This is a genomic window from Vermiculatibacterium agrestimuris, assembly GCF_943193085.1.
Taxonomy (GTDB): domain Bacteria; phylum Bacillota; class Clostridia; order Oscillospirales; family Oscillospiraceae; genus Vermiculatibacterium; species Vermiculatibacterium agrestimuris.
The window spans coordinates 135,290-150,694 of sequence record NZ_CALPCU010000002.1; the positions used below are offsets into that span (position 1 = coordinate 135,290).

Annotated in this window: 24 protein-coding genes; all 24 read right to left on the bottom strand. The window is 61.5% G+C overall.

Translation table 11 applies throughout. The features are described from left to right. Positions 1-7: 7 nt before the first annotated feature. A complete protein-coding gene (gene rpmD, locus NFR87_RS01805) occupies positions 8-190 on the bottom strand; it encodes a 50S ribosomal protein L30 (RefSeq protein WP_251445487.1) in 183 nt (60 codons plus the stop codon). A gap of 14 nt (positions 191-204) precedes the next feature. Then, positions 205-708, bottom strand: coding sequence for a 30S ribosomal protein S5 (rpsE, locus tag NFR87_RS01810; RefSeq protein ID WP_251445490.1), 504 nt, complete (start codon positions 706-708; stop codon positions 205-207). Positions 709-725: 17 nt separating this feature from the next. Continuing rightward, positions 726-1,085, bottom strand: a complete 360-nt coding sequence (rplR, locus tag NFR87_RS01815) for a 50S ribosomal protein L18 (RefSeq protein ID WP_251445493.1) — start codon at positions 1,083-1,085, stop codon at positions 726-728. Between the two features lie 14 nt (positions 1,086-1,099). Beyond that, positions 1,100-1,648 carry a 50S ribosomal protein L6 gene (rplF, locus tag NFR87_RS01820; RefSeq protein ID WP_251445495.1) on the bottom strand — a complete coding sequence of 183 codons (549 nt, stop codon included), beginning with the start codon at positions 1,646-1,648 and terminating at the stop codon, positions 1,100-1,102. Between the two features lie 15 nt (positions 1,649-1,663). Then, on the bottom strand, positions 1,664-2,065 hold the full coding sequence (rpsH, locus tag NFR87_RS01825; protein WP_251445498.1) for a 30S ribosomal protein S8: 402 nt from the start codon (positions 2,063-2,065) through the stop codon (positions 1,664-1,666). Between the two features lie 129 nt (positions 2,066-2,194). Next, positions 2,195-2,380, bottom strand: coding sequence for a type Z 30S ribosomal protein S14 (locus tag NFR87_RS01830; RefSeq protein ID WP_251445501.1), 186 nt, complete (start codon positions 2,378-2,380; stop codon positions 2,195-2,197). Positions 2,381-2,392: 12 nt separating this feature from the next. Beyond that, positions 2,393-2,953 (bottom strand): 50S ribosomal protein L5, encoded by a 561-nt coding sequence (gene rplE, locus NFR87_RS01835; protein ID WP_277613115.1) that lies wholly within the window; start codon positions 2,951-2,953, stop codon positions 2,393-2,395. A 17-nt stretch (positions 2,954-2,970) separates the two neighbouring features. After that, positions 2,971-3,288, bottom strand: coding sequence for a 50S ribosomal protein L24 (gene rplX, locus NFR87_RS01840; protein ID WP_251445504.1), 318 nt, complete (start codon positions 3,286-3,288; stop codon positions 2,971-2,973). A gap of 18 nt (positions 3,289-3,306) precedes the next feature. Beyond that, positions 3,307-3,675 (bottom strand): 50S ribosomal protein L14, encoded by a 369-nt coding sequence (gene rplN / locus NFR87_RS01845; RefSeq protein WP_251445507.1) that lies wholly within the window; start codon positions 3,673-3,675, stop codon positions 3,307-3,309. Positions 3,676-3,687: 12 nt separating this feature from the next. After that, positions 3,688-3,954: a 30S ribosomal protein S17 gene (rpsQ, locus tag NFR87_RS01850; RefSeq protein WP_251445510.1), complete on the bottom strand. Its 267-nt coding sequence runs from the start codon at positions 3,952-3,954 to the stop codon at positions 3,688-3,690. Between the two features lie 13 nt (positions 3,955-3,967). Continuing rightward, entirely contained in the window at positions 3,968-4,165 is a 198-nt protein-coding gene (rpmC, locus tag NFR87_RS01855; protein ID WP_251445513.1) for a 50S ribosomal protein L29, read from the bottom strand. Then, a complete protein-coding gene (gene rplP, locus NFR87_RS01860; RefSeq protein WP_251445516.1) occupies positions 4,165-4,605 on the bottom strand; it encodes a 50S ribosomal protein L16 in 441 nt (146 codons plus the stop codon). Before rplP ends, rpmC begins: the two co-directional genes overlap by 1 nt. Positions 4,606-4,607: 2 nt before the next feature. Then, the gene (gene rpsC, locus NFR87_RS01865; protein WP_251445519.1) at positions 4,608-5,474 is read right to left on the bottom strand and encodes a 30S ribosomal protein S3; all 867 of its coding nucleotides are present in this window, start codon (positions 5,472-5,474) and stop codon (positions 4,608-4,610) included. Between the two features lies 1 nt (position 5,475). Then, positions 5,476-5,817, bottom strand: coding sequence for a 50S ribosomal protein L22 (gene rplV / locus NFR87_RS01870; RefSeq protein ID WP_251445522.1), 342 nt, complete (start codon positions 5,815-5,817; stop codon positions 5,476-5,478). A gap of 12 nt (positions 5,818-5,829) precedes the next feature. Beyond that, positions 5,830-6,102 carry a 30S ribosomal protein S19 gene (rpsS, locus tag NFR87_RS01875; RefSeq protein ID WP_251445526.1) on the bottom strand — a complete coding sequence of 91 codons (273 nt, stop codon included), beginning with the start codon at positions 6,100-6,102 and terminating at the stop codon, positions 5,830-5,832. Positions 6,103-6,118: 16 nt separating this feature from the next. Then, positions 6,119-6,952 (bottom strand): 50S ribosomal protein L2, encoded by an 834-nt coding sequence (gene rplB / locus NFR87_RS01880; protein WP_251445529.1) that lies wholly within the window; start codon positions 6,950-6,952, stop codon positions 6,119-6,121. Positions 6,953-6,965: 13 nt separating this feature from the next. Further along, entirely contained in the window at positions 6,966-7,259 is a 294-nt protein-coding gene (rplW, locus tag NFR87_RS01885) for a 50S ribosomal protein L23 (protein WP_251445568.1), read from the bottom strand. Positions 7,260-7,267: 8 nt separating this feature from the next. After that, positions 7,268-7,882, bottom strand: a complete 615-nt coding sequence (gene rplD, locus NFR87_RS01890; RefSeq protein WP_251445532.1) for a 50S ribosomal protein L4 — start codon at positions 7,880-7,882, stop codon at positions 7,268-7,270. A gap of 19 nt (positions 7,883-7,901) precedes the next feature. Continuing rightward, positions 7,902-8,627: a 50S ribosomal protein L3 gene (gene rplC, locus NFR87_RS01895; RefSeq protein ID WP_251445534.1), complete on the bottom strand. Its 726-nt coding sequence runs from the start codon at positions 8,625-8,627 to the stop codon at positions 7,902-7,904. 103 nt (positions 8,628-8,730) lie between these two features. After that, positions 8,731-9,042, bottom strand: coding sequence for a 30S ribosomal protein S10 (gene rpsJ, locus NFR87_RS01900; protein WP_251445537.1), 312 nt, complete (start codon positions 9,040-9,042; stop codon positions 8,731-8,733). 392 nt (positions 9,043-9,434) lie between these two features. After that, positions 9,435-10,652, bottom strand: coding sequence for a helix-turn-helix domain-containing protein (locus NFR87_RS01905; RefSeq protein ID WP_251445540.1), 1,218 nt, complete (start codon positions 10,650-10,652; stop codon positions 9,435-9,437). 162 nt (positions 10,653-10,814) lie between these two features. Then, a complete protein-coding gene (metG, locus tag NFR87_RS01910; RefSeq protein WP_251445545.1) occupies positions 10,815-12,782 on the bottom strand; it encodes a methionine--tRNA ligase in 1,968 nt (655 codons plus the stop codon). Next, positions 12,775-13,638 (bottom strand): hypothetical protein, encoded by an 864-nt coding sequence (locus NFR87_RS01915; RefSeq protein ID WP_251445548.1) that lies wholly within the window; start codon positions 13,636-13,638, stop codon positions 12,775-12,777. The genes metG and NFR87_RS01915 overlap by 8 nt, the downstream gene beginning before the upstream one ends. A 74-nt stretch (positions 13,639-13,712) precedes the next feature. Next, positions 13,713-15,311 (bottom strand): ABC-F family ATP-binding cassette domain-containing protein, encoded by a 1,599-nt coding sequence (locus tag NFR87_RS01920; RefSeq protein WP_251445551.1) that lies wholly within the window; start codon positions 15,309-15,311, stop codon positions 13,713-13,715. Positions 15,312-15,405 lie beyond the last annotated feature (94 nt).

Consider the following 15,405-nt stretch of genomic DNA (forward strand, 5'->3'; position numbering starts at 1 on the left):
CTCCTCCTTACTTGTCCTCGGTGACCTGGAGCAGGTAACCGATGCTGGCGATCTTGCCGCGGGTGGCGGCGTTGTCCGGCTGGACGGTGGTATCGCCGATCTTACGCAGACCCAGAGACTCGGCGGTGGCCTTGTGCTTGGCCAGGCGGCCGTTCAGGCTCTTTGCCAGTTTAATGTTCAAATTAGCCATTTCTTCCGCCCTCCTTAACCCACGATCTCTTCCACGGTCTTGCCCCGGACAGCGGCCACCTCTTCCGGCGTCCGCAGGGCCTTGAGCCCCTCGAAGGTGGCGGAGACCACGTTCTGGGGATTGTTGGAGCGCAGGCACTTGGCACGGATATCCCGGATGCCGACAGCCTCCATCACCGCACGCACCGGGCCGCCGGCGATGATGCCGGTACCGGCGGGGGCGGGCTTGAGCATCACCTTGCCGGCGCCGAAGATGCCGATGACCTCGTGGGGAATGGTGGTGCCGGAGACACTGACGTGGATCATATTCTTCTTGGCATCCTCGATGCCCTTGCGGATGGCCTCGGGAACCTCGGCGGCCTTACCGGTGCCGAAGCCCACATTCCCCTTCTCGTCGCCAACCACCATCAGGGCGGAGAACTTGGCCACACGACCGCCCTTGACGGTCTTGGATACACGGTTGAGATACACGAGCTTCTCGCTGTACTCGCTCTGCTCTTTTTCAAATCTGTTAGCCATGTCGTTTCCTCCTCCCGTTAAAATTCCAGGCCGCCCTCACGGGCGCCCTCGGCCAGAGCCGCCACACGTCCGTGATAGACGTAGCCGCCCCGGTCGAACACCACGGTGGTGATGCCGGCGGCCTTGGCGCGCTCGGCCACCATCTGGCCCACCTTCTTGGCCGCCTCACAGTTGGAGCCGGAGCCTTCGAAGGCCTTATCCAGGGAGGAAGCGGAGACCAGGGTCTTGCCGGAGACATCGTCGATGATCTGGGCATAGATATTGGTCTCGCTGCGGAACACGTTCAAACGGGGTCTCTCGGGCGTGCCGGAGATTTTCCCCCGCACTCTCTTGTGGCGCTTAAGCCGCTGAGCGTTGGTATCGGGTCTTTTGATCATAACAGCACACCTCCTTACTTCTTCTTGACGCCGGTCTTGCCTTCCTTGCGGCGGATGACCTCGTCAGCATATTTGATCCCCTTGCCCTTGTAAGGCTCGGGCGGTCTTTTCTCTCTTACTTCGGCGGCGAACTGGCCCACCTTCTGCTTGTCGGCGCCGTGGATCACGATGTGGTTGGGATCGGGCACCTCAATGGTGATCCCGTCCTTCTCCTCCACAATGACCTGGTGGGAGAAGCCCAGGTTCATCACCAGCTTCGTCCCCTCCTTGGCCACACGGTAACCTACGCCGTTGACCTCCAGCTCCTTTTTGAAGCCGTCGGTCACGCCCACCACCATGTTGTGCAGCAGGCTCCGGGTAAGCCCATGCAGGCTCCGGTTCTCCTTGGCGTCGTCAGGCCGGGTCACGATGAGCTCGGTTCCCTCCTGCTTAATGGTCATTGCGGGATTGAGCTGCTCGGTGAGGGTGCCCTTGGGGCCCTTCACGGTGACAACGTTGCCCGCCTCGATCTTCACGTCCACACCAGCGGGGACAGAGATCGGCATTCTACCAATTCTAGACATTCTCTCTTCCCCTCCTTACCACACGAAGGCCAGGACTTCGCCGCCCACATGGGCGGCGCGGGCGGCCTTGTCGGTCATAACGCCCTTGCTGGTGGAAACGATGGCGATGCCCAGGCCCTTGATGACCCGGGGCAGCTCGTCGGCGCCGGCATACATCCGAAGGCCGGGCTTCGACACCCGGCGCAGGCCGGTGATGACCTTTTCCTTGTTGGGCTGCGCGTACTTCAGGGTGATGCGGATGATCCCCTGGGTGCCATCGTCGATGAGCTGGTAGTTCTTGATATAGCCCTCATCCAGCAGGATCTGCGCGATGGACTTCTTCATGTTGGACGCGGGAACGTCCACAGTGTCGTGCTTGGCGTTGTTCGCGTTGCGGATGCGCGTGAGCATATCCGCGATGGGGTCTGTGATGTGCATACTGTTTTACCTCCTTATAGAGTTACAGGCTTTCGCCTGTACCGGCGGAAAGGTATCGGAGTTAGGCAGCTCCGACCTTTTGTCCGTCGTGGAGCCCTTTCAAATAACCGGGGAAATCCCCTTGGTATTTTACCAAGAGGATTTTTTTACCCCAGGGATCTGACCCTTGTAAGCCAGCTCGCGGAAGCAGATACGGCACACGCCGTAATCCCGCAGGTAGGCGTGAGGACGGCCGCAGAGCTTGCAGCGGTTGTAGCTGCGGGTGGAAAACTTGGGAGTCTTCTGCTGCTTGAGGATCATAGATTTTTTCGCCATGGTATTCCCTCCTTACGCCTGGGCGGCGAAGGGCGCGCCGATGAGCGTCAGCAGCTCCCGGGCCTCCTCGTCGGTGTTGGCGGTGGTGCAGAACACAACGTCCATGCCCCGGATCTTGTCGATCTTGTCGTACTCGATCTCGGGGAAGATCAGCTGCTCCTTGATGCCCAGAGCGTAGTTGCCCCGGCCGTCGAAGGAGTTGGGGTTGATGCCCCGGAAGTCACGCACACGGGGCAGAGCCACGTTGAACAGACGATCCAGGAACTCCCACATCCGGTCACCCCGGAGGGTGACCTTGGCGCCGATGGGCATCTCCTCACGGAGCTTGAAGTTGGCCACGGACTTCTTGGCCTTGGTGATGATGGCCTTCTGGCCGGTGATCTTGGTGAGATCGCCCACAACGGCCTCCAGCACCTTGGCGTTGTCCCGGGCCTCGCCGCAGCCGCAGTTGACCACGATCTTGTCCAGGCGGGGGATCTGCATGACAGACTTGTAGCCGAACTTCTGCATCAGAGCAGGAGCCACCTCGGCCTGGTACTTTGCCTTCAGATTGGGCACTTTCTTCTCAGACATTTGGTTCTCCTCCTCTCTTAAATCTCAGCGCCGCACTTCTTGCAGACGCGGACACGCTTGCCGTCCTTGCCCACCTTGCTGGCGGGACGGGTGGGCTTATTGCACTTGGGGCACACCCGCATGACCTTGCAGGCGTAGATGGGGGCTTCCTTCTTCACGATGCCGCCCTGCTCGCCCTGCTTGCGGGGCTTGGTGTGACGGGTGGCCACGTTGACCTTCTCCACAATGACCTTCCGGCTTTCGGGCATGGCCTCCAGGATCTTGCCCTGCTTGCCCTTGTCCTTGCCGGAGAGAACGATAACAGTATCGCCCTTCTTGATGCTCATAGTGTTCATGTTCTTCTCCTACCCCCCTTACAACACTTCAGGGGCCAGGGACAGGATCTTCATGTAATCCTTGTCCCGGAGCTCCCGGGCCACCGGCCCAAAGATACGGGTGCCTCTGGGGTTCTTGTCGTCCCGGATGAGGACGGCGGCGTTCTCGTCGAAGCGGACGTAGCTGCCGTCGGGACGGTGGATGCCCTTGGCGGTGCGGACGATGACGGCCTTGACCACCTCGCCCTTCTTCACCGTGCCGCCGGGCTGGGCCTTCCGGACCGAGGCCACGATGACGTCTCCGATGTTGCCGAACTTCCGCTTGGAACCGCCCAACACACGGATGGTCTTGATCTCCTTGGCGCCGGTATTGTCGGCGACTTTCAGATAGCTTTCCTGCTGAATCATACCAGCACCTCCTTATTTCGCTTTTTCGATGATCTCGACCACGCGCCAGCGCTTGTCCTTGCTGAGGGGCCGGGTCTCCATGACCCGCACGCGGTCGCCCACGCCGCAGGTGTTCTGCTCGTCGTGGGCCTTGAGCTTGTACGTTCTCTTGACGATCTTCTTGTACAGGGGGTGGGCCACACGGTCGGCGATGGCCACCACAACGGTCTTGTCCATCTTATCGGAGACCACCAGGCCGACTCTGGTCTTGCGGGAAGAAGTACGCTTCTCTTCGCTCATTTCCTACTCCTCCTTATCGGCCGGCGAGCTGCTGCTCGCGGATGATGGTCTTCACTCGGGCGATATCCCGCTTGACCTGAGCGATCTTCACGGGATTATCCAGCTGGTTGGTGGCGTGCTGAAGGCGGAGGTTGAACAAATCCTTCTTCAGCTCGCCCAGCTTCGCCTCCAACTCGGCGGCGGACATCTTACGAACTTCATTGGCCTTCATTACGCTTCACCACCCTTCTCGCTTACAGGGGCGTCTTCTTTCTTGACGATCTTGCACTTCACCGGCAGCTTGTGGCTGGCCAGACGGAGGGCCTCACGGGCGACCTCCTCGCTGACGCCGGCGATCTCGAACATGACGCGGTCGGGCTTGACCACGGCCACCCAGTACTCAGGGGCGCCCTTACCGGAACCCATACGGGTACCCAGCGCCTTCTTGGTCACGGGCTTGTCGGGGAAGATCTTGATCCAGACCTTACCGCCACGCTTGGTGTAACGGGTCATGGCCACACGGGCGGCCTCGATCTGGTTGGAGGTGATCCAGGCGGGCTCAGTGGACTGAAGGCCCCACTCACCGTAGGTCACAGTGTTGCCGCGCATAGCCCGGCCGGTCATGCGGCCACGGTGGACACGGCGGTATTTGCTTCTCTTAGGCAGCAGCATGATTAGTCTTGGCCTCCTTCCTGGGTCTCAGGGGCAGTGGGAGCGGCCTCAGGAGCAGGGGCGGCCTTGGGGGCCGGACGGCTCTGCACCCGGTTGTAGGTCGGGCCCTGGCTTCCGCGACGGTCGCCATCCCGGCGGAAGCCGCCGCGGCGGTCGCCGTCCCGGCGATCCCGGCGGGGCCGGTCAGGACGCTCCTTAAAGTTCTTGGTATCCAGCGTACGGGGGGTGGTCCGCAGGGTCTGGGTGAGCACCTCTCCCTTGTAGATCCACACCTTCACGCCGATGCGGCCGTAGGTGGTGGCGGCCTCAGCGAAGCCGTAGTCGATGTCGGCCCGGAGGGTCTGCAGGGGGATGGTGCCGTCATGATAGTGCTCCACGCCGGCGATCTCCCGGCCGCCCAGACGGCCGGAGCAGGAGATCTTGATGCCCAGGGCGCCGGAGCGCATGGCCCGGCCCATGGCGTTCTTCATGGCGCGGCGATGGGCCACGCGCTGCTCCAGCTGCTGGGCGATGTTCTCAGCCACCAGCTGGGCGTTGGTATCCACGCTCTTTACCTCCACGATGTTGAGGGCGACGGGCTTGCCGATGAGCTTCTCCACCTGGAGGCGGATGCGCTCGATCTCGGCGCCGCCCTTGCCGATGACCACGCCGGGCTTGGCGCAGTGGAGGTAGATGCGGACTTTCGCGCTGTCGCGCTCGATCTCGATCTGGGGGATACCGGCGGAATAGAGGGTCTTCTTCAGATACTTACGGATCTTTTGATCCTCCACCAGCAGGTCGCCCACCAGCTCGTTCTTGGCGTACCAGCGGGAGTCCCAGTCCTTGATGATGCCCACGCGAAGGCCGTGGGGATTGACTTTCTGTCCCATATTACTTGGCCTCCTTTTCCGCTACCGCGACAGTGATGTGAGAGGTGCGCTTGTTGATCCGGAACGCCCGGCCCTGGGCACGGGGGCGGATGCGCTTGATGATGGGGCCGGGAGTGGCGAACGTGCTGGACACGTACAGCTTCTCGGGATCCATCTGGTGGTTGTTCTCCGCGTTGGCCGCGGCGCTCTTGAGGAGCTTCAGGAGAAGCTCGGAGGCGGCCTTGGGAGTGGTCATCAGGATGGCGGTGGCCTGAGCCACGCTCTTGCCCCGGATGAGGTCACATACGACGCCGACCTTACGGGGAGAGATACGGGCGTATCTCAAAGTTGCTTTCGCTTCCATTTTCTCTCCTCCTTACTTGCCGGTCTTGCTGCCCGAGTGGCCCTTGAAGGTCCGGGTGGGGGCGAACTCGCCCAGCTTGTGGCCCACCATATCCTCGGTGACGTAAACGGGTACGTGCTTGCGGCCGTCATGGACGGCAAAGGTGTGGCCCACGAAGGAGGGGAAGATGGTGGAGGCGCGGCTCCAGGTCTTCAGAACCTTCTTCTCGTTCTTCTCGTTGAGCTCGTCCACCCGCTTGAGCAGCTCGGGGGCGCAAAACGGGCCTTTCTTAACGCTTCTAGACATGTTTTACTCTCCTCCCTTACTTACTGTTGCGGTGCTTGACGATGAACTGCTCGGTGCGGCTCTTCTTGGAGCGGGTCTTGTAACCCATGGCGGGCTTGCCCCAGGGAGTGACCGGGCCGGGACGGCCCACAGGGCTCTTGCCCTCGCCGCCGCCGTGGGGGTGGTCGTTGGGGTTCATGACGCTGCCGCGGACGGTGGGCCGCCAGCCCATGTGGCGCTTGCGGCCGGCCTTACCGATCTGGATGTTCTCGTGGTCGGTGTTGCCCACCTGGCCGATGGTGGCCATGCAGTCCAGGCGGATATACCGCATCTCGCCGGAGGGCAGACGCACCTGGGCCATGCCGTTCTCCTTGGCCATCAGCTGAGCCGCCACGCCGGCGGAGCGCACCAGCTGGCCGCCCTTGCCGGGGTAGAGCTCGATGTTGTGGATGAGCGTACCCACGGGGATCTCATTGATGGGCAGGGCGTTGCCGGGCAGAATGTCGGCGCCGGGGCCGGTCATGATGATGTGGCCGGCCTTCAGGCCCACAGGGGCCAGGATATACCGGCGCTCGCCGTCCTCGTACTCGATGAGGGCGATGTTGGCAGAGCGGTTGGGATCGTACTGCAGGTTGACCACCTTGGCAGTGCCGTTCTTGTCCCGCTTGAAGTCCACAATGCGGTACTTCTTCTTGTTGCCGCCGCCGCGGTGGCGGACGGTGATGCGGCCGTAGCTGTTGCGGCCGGCGTTCTTCTTCAGGTTCTCCAGCAGGCCGCGCTCAGGCTTGGCCTTCTTGTCGATCCCCTCGAAAGCGGACACGGTCATGTGGCGCCGGGAGGGGGTCGTGGGCTTATATGTCTTAATAGCCATTCTTATCTCCTCCTTACACCATGTTCTCGAACAGCTCGATGGACTTGGAATCGCTCGTCAGAGTGACCATGGCCTTTTTCCAGCTGGCGCGGCGGCCGGCGGGCCAACGGCCCTGACGCTTCTCCTTGCCCTGCATGTTCAGGGTGTTGACCTTGGCCACCTTCACGCCGAAGATCTCCTCCACCGCCTTGGCGATCTGGATCTTGTTGGCGTCCTTGGCCACCTCAAAGGTGTACCGCTTCATCTCGGTACCGGCCATGGAGCGCTCGGTGATGATGGGCCGCTTGATAATGTCGTAAGCAGTCATAGCAGACATTACGCGAACACCTCCTCGATCTGGGCCAGAGCGGCCTTGTCCACGATGAACTCATTGGCGTTGAGAATGTCGTAGACATTGATAAGCGTAGCGGGGGTCGTCACGATCCCGGGAATGTTCCGGGCGGACTTGACCACATTGGGGCAGGCGGTGACCACCAGAGCCTTCTTGGAACCCAGGGTGTTGAGGAAGCCCTGGAAGGTCTTGGTCTTGATCTCGTCCATGCCGAGACCGTCCACCACCAGCACCTTGCCCTCAGCGGCCTTGGCGGAGAGGGCGGACTTCAGCGCCAGGCGGCGCACCTTCTTATTCAGGGTGTACCGGTAGCTGCGGGGCTTGGGGGCGAACACGATGCCGCCGTGGGTCCACTGGGGAGACCGGGTGGAACCCTGACGGGCCCGGCCGGTGCCCTTCTGGCGCCAGGGCTTTCTGCCGCCGCCGGAGACCTCCGCACGGGTCAGGGCGCTCTGGGTGCCCTGCCGGCAGTTGGCCAGGTGGTTTTTCACCACGTCGTGCATCACGCTGACGTTGGGCTCGATGCCAAAGATGGCCTCAGACAGGTCGATCTCGCCCACCTGCTTGCCGGCCATATCAAAAACGTTAGCCTTAGGCATGTCTTACTCTCTCCTCTCCTTAAGCGTTGCGGGCGGAAGCCTTCTGGGGATTGCGCCCGGAAGCCTTCTGCGGGTTCTTGGAGATGTCGGCCGCGGCGCCCTTCTCCTTGACGTTGATCACGCTGTTTCTCAGATACACCAGGCCGCCCTTGGGGCCGGGGACTGCGCCCCGCACGGCGATGACGCCCAGCTCGGCGTCCACCTTGATGACGTCCAGGTTGAGCACGGTGACCTGCTCAGCGCCCATGTGGCCGGCGCCGTCGCGGCCCTTAAAGATGCGGCTGGGATCGGTGCCCGAGCCCAGGGAGCCCTGGTGACGGTGGACAGGGCCGCCGCCGTGGGTGTTGCGCTTGACAGCGGCGCCGTGGCGCTTGACAACACCCTGGAAGCCGTGGCCCTTGCTCACGCCGGTGATATCCACCCGGTCGCCCTCGGCAAATGCGGTGCAGTCGATCACGTCGCCCACGTTGAGGCTCTCGCAATCCTTCAGCTTGAACTCCTTGAGAACCTTCTTCAAGATCCCCTCGCCAGCCTTCTTCAGGTGGCCCAGCTCAGGCTTGGTGAGCTTGCGCTCGGGCACGTCCTCAAAGCCCAGCTGGACAGCGGTGTAGCCGTCGGTTTCCTCGGTCTTCTTCTGCACGACGGTGCAGGGGCCGGCGGCGATGACGGTGACCGGGATCACGTGCCCGACCTCGTCGAAGATCTGCGTCATGCCGACCTTCTTGCCGATAATGGCCTTTTCCATGTGTCTTCCTCCTTAATTAAGGTTATTGGTCAGGGCTTTCGCCGTGACATGACCCGTCTGCCTCGATAGGCGGCAGACCGCGGTACAACAAAGTTGGGTGAGATCAGAGCTTGATCTCGATGTCCACACCGGCGGGCAGCTCCAGGCTCATCAGGGCCTCCACGGTCTTGGGGGAGGGCTTGATGACGTCGATGAGCCGCTTGTGGGTGCGGCGCTCAAACTGCTCACGGCTGTCCTTGTACTTGTGGACGGCCCGCAGGATGGTAACGACTTCCTTCTTGGTGGGCAGGGGAATGGGCCCGGAGACGGTGGCGCCGGTGCGCTTGGCGGTCTCCACGATCTTCTCCGCGCTCTGGTCGATGAGCTGGTGATCGTAAGCCTTAAGACGAATACGGATCATTTCTTTCTGAGCCATGCTTGTTTTCCTCCTTAAAATACGAAGTGCGTTGGTTCTGGTTGTCCTCGCTTCGTATCGGGTGAGAGTCATTTTTCTATCCACTTTCTCGTGCGTATCACTCCATGACAGAAAGAAAACCGGCACATAGCTGGCCGGTTTACCCCCCGCACGGCGATATACGCGTGAACAGAGGCTCTCAGCCGCCCGATTCAACGGACATACTCCGCGGAAGTTACCTCATTTCTGAGCAATCTCCCACATCATCGCATAATACGCCCCAAACAGGCGCCCTATTATGATACAACAAACCCATTGGGAAGTCAAGAGCAAATTTCATTTTTTACGCAGGATTTTTGAAGACAGGGGGACGGTTCTTGTCCGCCGGAAATAACCGCCCCCCTGTCTTTCTTTTATACAGATCCTTCCCAGGGGACTGGGCCGCTGTCCTCCTCCTGCAGGGCAACCAGACCGCCGTCCGGCTCCGCCTCAAAGCCGCTGAGCCAGGCCTCTCCCTGCCGGCCGGCGGTGTCCATATAATACACCGACAGAATGAGCCTGTCCCCCGTCTCCACCGTCAGATCCTCGACAGGGATGTTGACCTCCATCCACACCGCGTCCTTCCATTCTTTTACCGGGTCGTCGCTCCAGATCACCTGGTCGTTCTTCCACAGCCGCAGCTGGGCCGTGGTCAGCGTCAGCTCCTGCCAGCCGCCGTCGGCATAGAACCGGCCGTCAGAGACCGCCTCCAGTCTGGCGTTCAGCCGGGTGATGGCCGCCTTGTCGCTTCCCCTGCCCGTCATGGCCCAGCCCAGGTTTCCGTAGAAGTACAGCTGGGTATCGGAGAGAAGATACGGCTCCCGCCCCAGCTCCTGGTTCATGGTCACGCCGTCGCTGGTAAAGCCCACCGACAGGGTGATGTCATCGGCCAGGGGGCAGGTGAGCGACCCCGTGAAGGCCTGCCCCGCCCCCAGGACGCCGGGAACCTCCACCGCTTCAAAGTCGCCGGTGGCGGAGAACACCGCCCGCATCCCCTCCCGGTACTCCCGGGGAGTGGCAGTGAGGGTAAACGTCACTGTCCCCTCCTTCAGATCCATCCCCGTCACTCCATAGTCCTTCCCGGCGGTGACGCTATCCTGCTCCTCCAGGATGTCCCGTACCTGATCCCGCACCTGGGCGCTGATGGAGCCTATCTCCCGGGAGACGGTATTCTGCACGTTGGACAGGTCGTACTGCAGGCCACCGAGCTGGTTTTCCAGGGCGTTGATGCGGCTCATAAGAAAGGCCCCGGCCCCAATGACGGCCACCGCCGCCAGCACCAGGGGCCACTTTTTCCACTTTTGGGGCTCCTGCGCCGGCGGGGTCAGCCGTTGGGCAATGGCCTCCAGAGCCTTCAGCTCCCGCTCGGTGAGCTCGTGATCCGGCTCCCCCGTCTCCTCCAGGCCCAAAATGCTCCCCACCGACACGCCGAAGAGCCTGCTCATGGCGACGAGCTTGTCCAGCTCCGGTATGGTGGCGCCGCTCTCCCATTTGCTCACCGATTGCCGGGCCACTCCCAGCTTCTCCCCCAGCTCCTCCTGGGAGAGTCCCTTTTCTTTCCGCAGGGCCTGTATCTGCTGCGCCAACGTCACGTGGCATCCCTCCTTACGGTGTAAGAATAACCCGGCGGAGGGCCAAAGGGCAACCATCCGCCGGGTTCTTTTTGTCACCCGTCAGGCGCACCGGCTCCTGCCCAGGGCTTTCACGGCCTTTGAAACCGCCTTTTTACCTGTTGGAGCCCCGCTTTCTTCCACTCAGCACAGCTTGGCCCCGGCGGGAATGTCGTCGCTGACCATGATAAGGTTCAGCTTCTCCTCCCCCTGCTCGGTGTGGACGGCGGACAGGAGCATGCCGCAGCTGTCCAGGCCCATCATCTTCCGGGGGGGCAGGTTCACGATGGCCACCAGGGTCTTGCCCACCAGATCCTCCGGCTCGTAGAACTTGTGGATGCCGGAGAGGATCTGCCGGTCGGTGCCCGTGCCGTCGTCCAGGGTGAAGCGCAGCAGCTTCTCGCTTTTCTTCACCGCCTCGCAGGCTTTCACCTTCACCGCCCGGAAGTCGGACTTGCAGAAGGTGTCGAAGTCCACCTTCTCCTCCACGAAGGGCTCGATCTCCAACGCCGGCAGGGCGGCCTTCTTGGCGGCCTCAGCAGCCTCCTCCAGCTCGGCAATGGCCTTCTCCGCGTCGATGCGGGGGAAGAGGTTGTCGCCCTTGGTCACCGTGACGGCGGCAGGCAGGGCGCCCCACTGGCTGGCGCTGTCCCAAGTTTGGATCGCAGCGCCCGCGCCGATCTGGGCAAAGAGCTTGTCCATGCTCTGGGGCATAAAGGGGGTCAAGAGGATACCGCAGACCCGGGTGGCCTCCAGCAGGTGGTAAAGGACACTGGCCAGGCGGGAGGCATTGGCCCCCATATCCTTGGCCAGCACCCAGGGGGCGTTCTCATCGATATACTTGTTCGCCCGGGCAACGACCTGGAACACCTCTTCCAGGGCCTTGTGGGGAGCGTAATGCTCCATGGCCTGCTCGTACTTGTCCCGCAGGCCCATGACCAGGGACGCCAGCTCGTCGTCCCGCTCCTTTTCATACCGGCGCTCCACAGGCAGGGTGCCGCCGAAGTACTTGCCCACCATGGCGGTGGTACGGCTGACCAGGTTGCCCAGATCGTTGGCCAGATCCACGTTGATGGTCTGGATCAGGGCCTCGTTGGAGAAATTGCCGTCGGAGCCAAAGGGGAAGGTGCGCATCAGGAAGAACCGCAGGGCGTCCACCCCAAACTTCTCCGCCAGGATATAGGGATCCACCACGTTGCCCTTGCTTTTGGACATCTTACCGCCGTCCAGCAGCAGCCAGCCGTGGCCATAGACCTTCTTGGGCAGCGGCTCGCCCAGGCTCATAAGCATGGCGGGCCAGATGATGGAGTGGAACCGGACGATCTCCTTACCTACGATGTTGACCCCGGGCCACCAGCCCTTGTCGTAGTCGTCATATTTGTCGTTTTCATAGCCCAGGGCGGTGATATAGTTGGAAAGGGCGTCGATCCACACATAGACCACATGCTTGGGATCAAAGTCCACCGGCACGCCCCAGGAGAAGGAGGTGCGGGACACGCACAGATCCTCCAGGCCGGGCTTGATAAAGTTGTTCACCATCTCGTTGACCCGGCTGCGGGGCTCTAAGAAATCGGTGTCCTCCAGCAGATGCTGGACGCGGTCGGCGTACTTGGACAGGCGGAAGAAATAGGCCTCCTCCTCCGCGTCCTGCACCTCCCGACCGCAGTCAGGGCACTTGCCGTCCACCAACTGGGACTCTGTCCAGAAGCTCTCACAGGGTTTGCAGTACTTGCCCTTGTATACGCCCTTATAGATATCCCCGTTGTCGTACATCTTCTTGAAGATGCGCTGGATGGCCTTCACATGGTAGTCGTCCGTGGTACGGATAAACCTGTCGTTGGAAATGTTCATCAGCTTCCACAGATCCTTGACCCCCCGGGGTCCCTCTACAATATTGTCCACGAACTCCTTAGGGGTAACACCCGCCTCTTTGGCCTTGTCCTCGATCTTCTGGCCGTGCTCGTCGGTGCCGGTGAGGAACATGACGTCATAGCCCTGGAGCCGCTTATACCGGGCCAGGGTATCGGTGGCCACCGTGCAGTAGGTGTGGCCGATGTGGAGCTTGTCCGAGGGGTAGTAGATGGGGGTGGTGATATAAAATTTTTCAGGCATTGTCCTCAGTCTCCTTTTGTTCAGCGGAGATGCTCTCCTCCGCCGTCTCTTCAGCGGGATGTTCCTGCAATATCAGCGCGGCGTGTCCTCCCAAAAAGAGCGCCGAAAAGCCGCAGCGCAAAAGCTCGGATATCTGAAGCCCGCCCCCCATGGCCGTCAGGGAGAAAAAGACCGCCATCAGGCAGGCCAGCACCGTCCGCCGGGGATGGGCCTCCTTTAAGAAGGAGTAGCTGGCCACATAATAGAGTCCCAGCAGGCTGAAGCAGATGGCCAGCACCTCCCAGATGTAGTTCATCACCACCGGGTCAGCGGCACAGCTCTGGTAGTTGGACACCAGCCACACGCAGAAGAGGAAGCACAGCTCCAGCAGGGGAAGGCTCTCCTTGCCCCCCTCTCCGCCCCGGTAGAGGTTCCTCGACCAAAGCAGAACGCAGGGGCAGCCGCCCAGGCACAGAAGGATGCGCAGGGGGGGCAGCACCGTGGCCGCCGTCCGCACCCCCCAGCTCTCTGCGGCCTGCGCTGTCTGCAGGCTCCCGGGATAGGCCAGCACCTCAATGCCGGCGCTGCCCAGCAGCAGGAAGGCGGCCAAGACCATGGCGGTCATGTAGACCGAACAGTTTCGCGCGCCCCGGAAGGCCCGCTCCCAGCCCATGCGTTCCTTGTGTCCCCAGGCCAGAATGAGCAGCAGCGCCGCCAGGGCCGCCGAACAGGCCACCAGGGCCGCGGCGGCAGGCGCGCCGGGAATGGCCAGCCCGGTATCCGGCTCGAAGCCGGAGCTCAGCTGCCACCGGCGAAGTCCAAAGCCCAGAGCTCCGGCCCCGGCCGCCACTGCCGGCAATATGATATCCTTGCGCATATCCGTCCTCCTTGCGAGGAAATGTTTGGAGCATAATAGTATATCACGTTTTATTCCATTTGAAAAGCGGCCTTTTATCCCTCCGCCGCCTGGCGGGCCAGATACTCGTCGTAGGTCATGGGCATGTCGATAAGCTTGCCCTCGGGGGTGAAATCGAAAACACGGTTGGCCACCGTTTCCACCAGCTGGTGGTCGTGGCAGGAGAAGAGCACGTTGCACTTCACCGCCTCCAGGCCGTTGTTCACCGCCGCGATGGACTCCAGATCCAGGTGGTTGGTGGGCTGGTCCAGCAGGAGGACATTGGCTCCTGAGAGCATCATCCGGGAGAGCATGCACCGCACCTTCTCCCCGCCGGAGAGGACTTTCACCGGCTTATACACGTCGTCCCCGGAGAAGAGCATACGGCCCAAAAAGCCCCGGAGATACGCCTCGTGGGGGTCGGAGGAGAACTGGCGCAGCCACTCCACCAGGTTGTCGTTGCAGCCCTCGAAGAACTGGGTATTGTCCTTGGGGAAGTAGGAGAAGGTGGCGGTCTGCCCCCACTTCACGGTGCCCTCGTCGGGCTCCCACTCCCCGGTCAAAATCTTGAACAGGGCGGTGTGGGCGTTCTCGTTGTCCCCCACAAAGGCGATCTTGTCCCCGTGATTCACCATGAAGCTCACCTTGTCCAGCACCTTCACCCCGTCCACGGTCTTGCTCACGTCGGTGACGAAGAGGATGTCCTTGCCCACCTCCCGGTCGGGGGAGAACTGGACCCAGGGGTAGCGGCGGGAGGAGGCGGGGATCTCCTCCAGGGTGATCTTCTCCAAGAGCTTGCGCCGGGCGGTGGCCTGCTTGCTCTTGGACTTGTTGGCGGAGAAGCGGGAGATGAACTCCTTGAGCTCCTGAGCCTTCTCCTCGTTTTTCTTGTTCTGGTTCTTCTGGAGCTGCTGCATGAGCTGGCTTGCGTCGTACCAGAAGTCGTAGTTGCCCACGTAGAGTTTGATCTTGTTGTAGTCGATGTCCACGATGTGGGTGCAGATGGTGTTGAGGAAATGCCGGTCGTGGCTGACCACGATGACGGTGCCCTCAAAGTCCAGCAGGAAGTCCTCCAGCCAGTTGGTGGCGGCAATGTCCAGGTTGTTGGTGGGCTCGTCCATCATCAAAATATCGGGGTTGCCGAACAGGGCCTGGGCCAGCAGGACTTTCACCTTGAGCCGGGCGTCCATGTTCTCCATCTGGGTGTCGTGGTACCCGGTGCCCACGCCAAGACCCTGGAGGATGCGGCTGGCCTCGGACTCCGCCTCGTACCCCCCCAGTTCGGCGTACTCCGCCTGAAGCTCGGCGGCCCGGATGCCGTCCTCGTCGGTGAAGTCCTCCTTCTCGTAGAGGGCGTTCATCTCCTTGCCGATGTCGTAGAGGTGCTGGTTGCCCATGAGGACGGTGTCCATGACGCTGTAGGCGTCGTACTGGTTCTGATCCTGCTTGAGCACCGACATGCGGGTGTTGGGCAGAACGGACACCTCGCCGGAGGTGGGTTCCAGCTGGCCGGACAAAATTTTCAGGAAGGTGGACTTCCCCGCCCCGTTGGCCCCGATGATGCCGTAGCAGTTGCCCTTGATGAACTGCAGATCCACGTGGGAAAAGAGGGGGGTGCCCGAATAATTGAGGGAGAGATCGGTAACGGTGATCATAGCGTACTCCTTTGAATTTCCGTATTTAGCCCCCCTATTGTACCAACAAATCCCACAGAACACAAGCAAAAAAGTGAGGGCGGCCAAAGACGGC

Bases quoted from the DNA above. Each gene is read 5' to 3' on its own strand.
- rpsE (WP_251445490.1), bottom strand. From the start codon at position 708: ATGGCTAACAGATTTGAAAAAGAGCAGAGCGAGTACAGCGAGAAGCTC.
- NFR87_RS01830 (WP_251445501.1), bottom strand. From the start codon at position 2,380: ATGGCGAAAAAATCTATGATCCTCAAGCAGCAGAAGACTCCCAAGTTT.
- rpsQ (WP_251445510.1), bottom strand. From the start codon at position 3,954: ATGAGCGAAGAGAAGCGTACTTCTTCCCGCAAGACCAGAGTCGGCCTG.
- rplW (WP_251445568.1), bottom strand. From the start codon at position 7,259: ATGACTGCTTACGACATTATCAAGCGGCCCATCATCACCGAGCGCTCC.
- rplR (WP_251445493.1), bottom strand. From the start codon at position 1,085: ATGATCAAAAGACCCGATACCAACGCTCAGCGGCTTAAGCGCCACAAG.
- rplD (WP_251445532.1), bottom strand. From the start codon at position 7,882: ATGCCTAAGGCTAACGTTTTTGATATGGCCGGCAAGCAGGTGGGCGAG.
- rpmD (WP_251445487.1), bottom strand. From the start codon at position 190: ATGGCTAATTTGAACATTAAACTGGCAAAGAGCCTGAACGGCCGCCTG.
- rpsH (WP_251445498.1), bottom strand. From the start codon at position 2,065: ATGCACATCACAGACCCCATCGCGGATATGCTCACGCGCATCCGCAAC.
- rplC (WP_251445534.1), bottom strand. From the start codon at position 8,627: ATGGAAAAGGCCATTATCGGCAAGAAGGTCGGCATGACGCAGATCTTC.
- NFR87_RS01915 (WP_251445548.1), bottom strand. From the start codon at position 13,638: ATGCGCAAGGATATCATATTGCCGGCAGTGGCGGCCGGGGCCGGAGCT.
- rplX (WP_251445504.1), bottom strand. From the start codon at position 3,288: ATGAACACTATGAGCATCAAGAAGGGCGATACTGTTATCGTTCTCTCC.
- rplV (WP_251445522.1), bottom strand. From the start codon at position 5,817: ATGGAAGCGAAAGCAACTTTGAGATACGCCCGTATCTCTCCCCGTAAG.
- rpsS (WP_251445526.1), bottom strand. From the start codon at position 6,102: ATGTCTAGAAGCGTTAAGAAAGGCCCGTTTTGCGCCCCCGAGCTGCTC.
- rpmC (WP_251445513.1), bottom strand. From the start codon at position 4,165: ATGAAGGCCAATGAAGTTCGTAAGATGTCCGCCGCCGAGTTGGAGGCG.
- rplE (WP_277613115.1), bottom strand. From the start codon at position 2,953: ATGTCTGAGAAGAAAGTGCCCAATCTGAAGGCAAAGTACCAGGCCGAG.
- rplB (WP_251445529.1), bottom strand. From the start codon at position 6,952: ATGGCTATTAAGACATATAAGCCCACGACCCCCTCCCGGCGCCACATG.
- rplF (WP_251445495.1), bottom strand. From the start codon at position 1,648: ATGTCTAGAATTGGTAGAATGCCGATCTCTGTCCCCGCTGGTGTGGAC.
- rplN (WP_251445507.1), bottom strand. From the start codon at position 3,675: ATGATTCAGCAGGAAAGCTATCTGAAAGTCGCCGACAATACCGGCGCC.
- metG (WP_251445545.1), bottom strand. From the start codon at position 12,782: ATGCCTGAAAAATTTTATATCACCACCCCCATCTACTACCCCTCGGAC.
- rpsJ (WP_251445537.1), bottom strand. From the start codon at position 9,042: ATGGCTCAGAAAGAAATGATCCGTATTCGTCTTAAGGCTTACGATCAC.
- rplP (WP_251445516.1), bottom strand. From the start codon at position 4,605: ATGCTGCTGCCTAAGAGAAGCAAATACCGCCGTGTCCACCGTGGCCGC.
- rpsC (WP_251445519.1), bottom strand. From the start codon at position 5,474: ATGGGACAGAAAGTCAATCCCCACGGCCTTCGCGTGGGCATCATCAAG.
- NFR87_RS01920 (WP_251445551.1), bottom strand. From the start codon at position 15,311: ATGATCACCGTTACCGATCTCTCCCTCAATTATTCGGGCACCCCCCTC.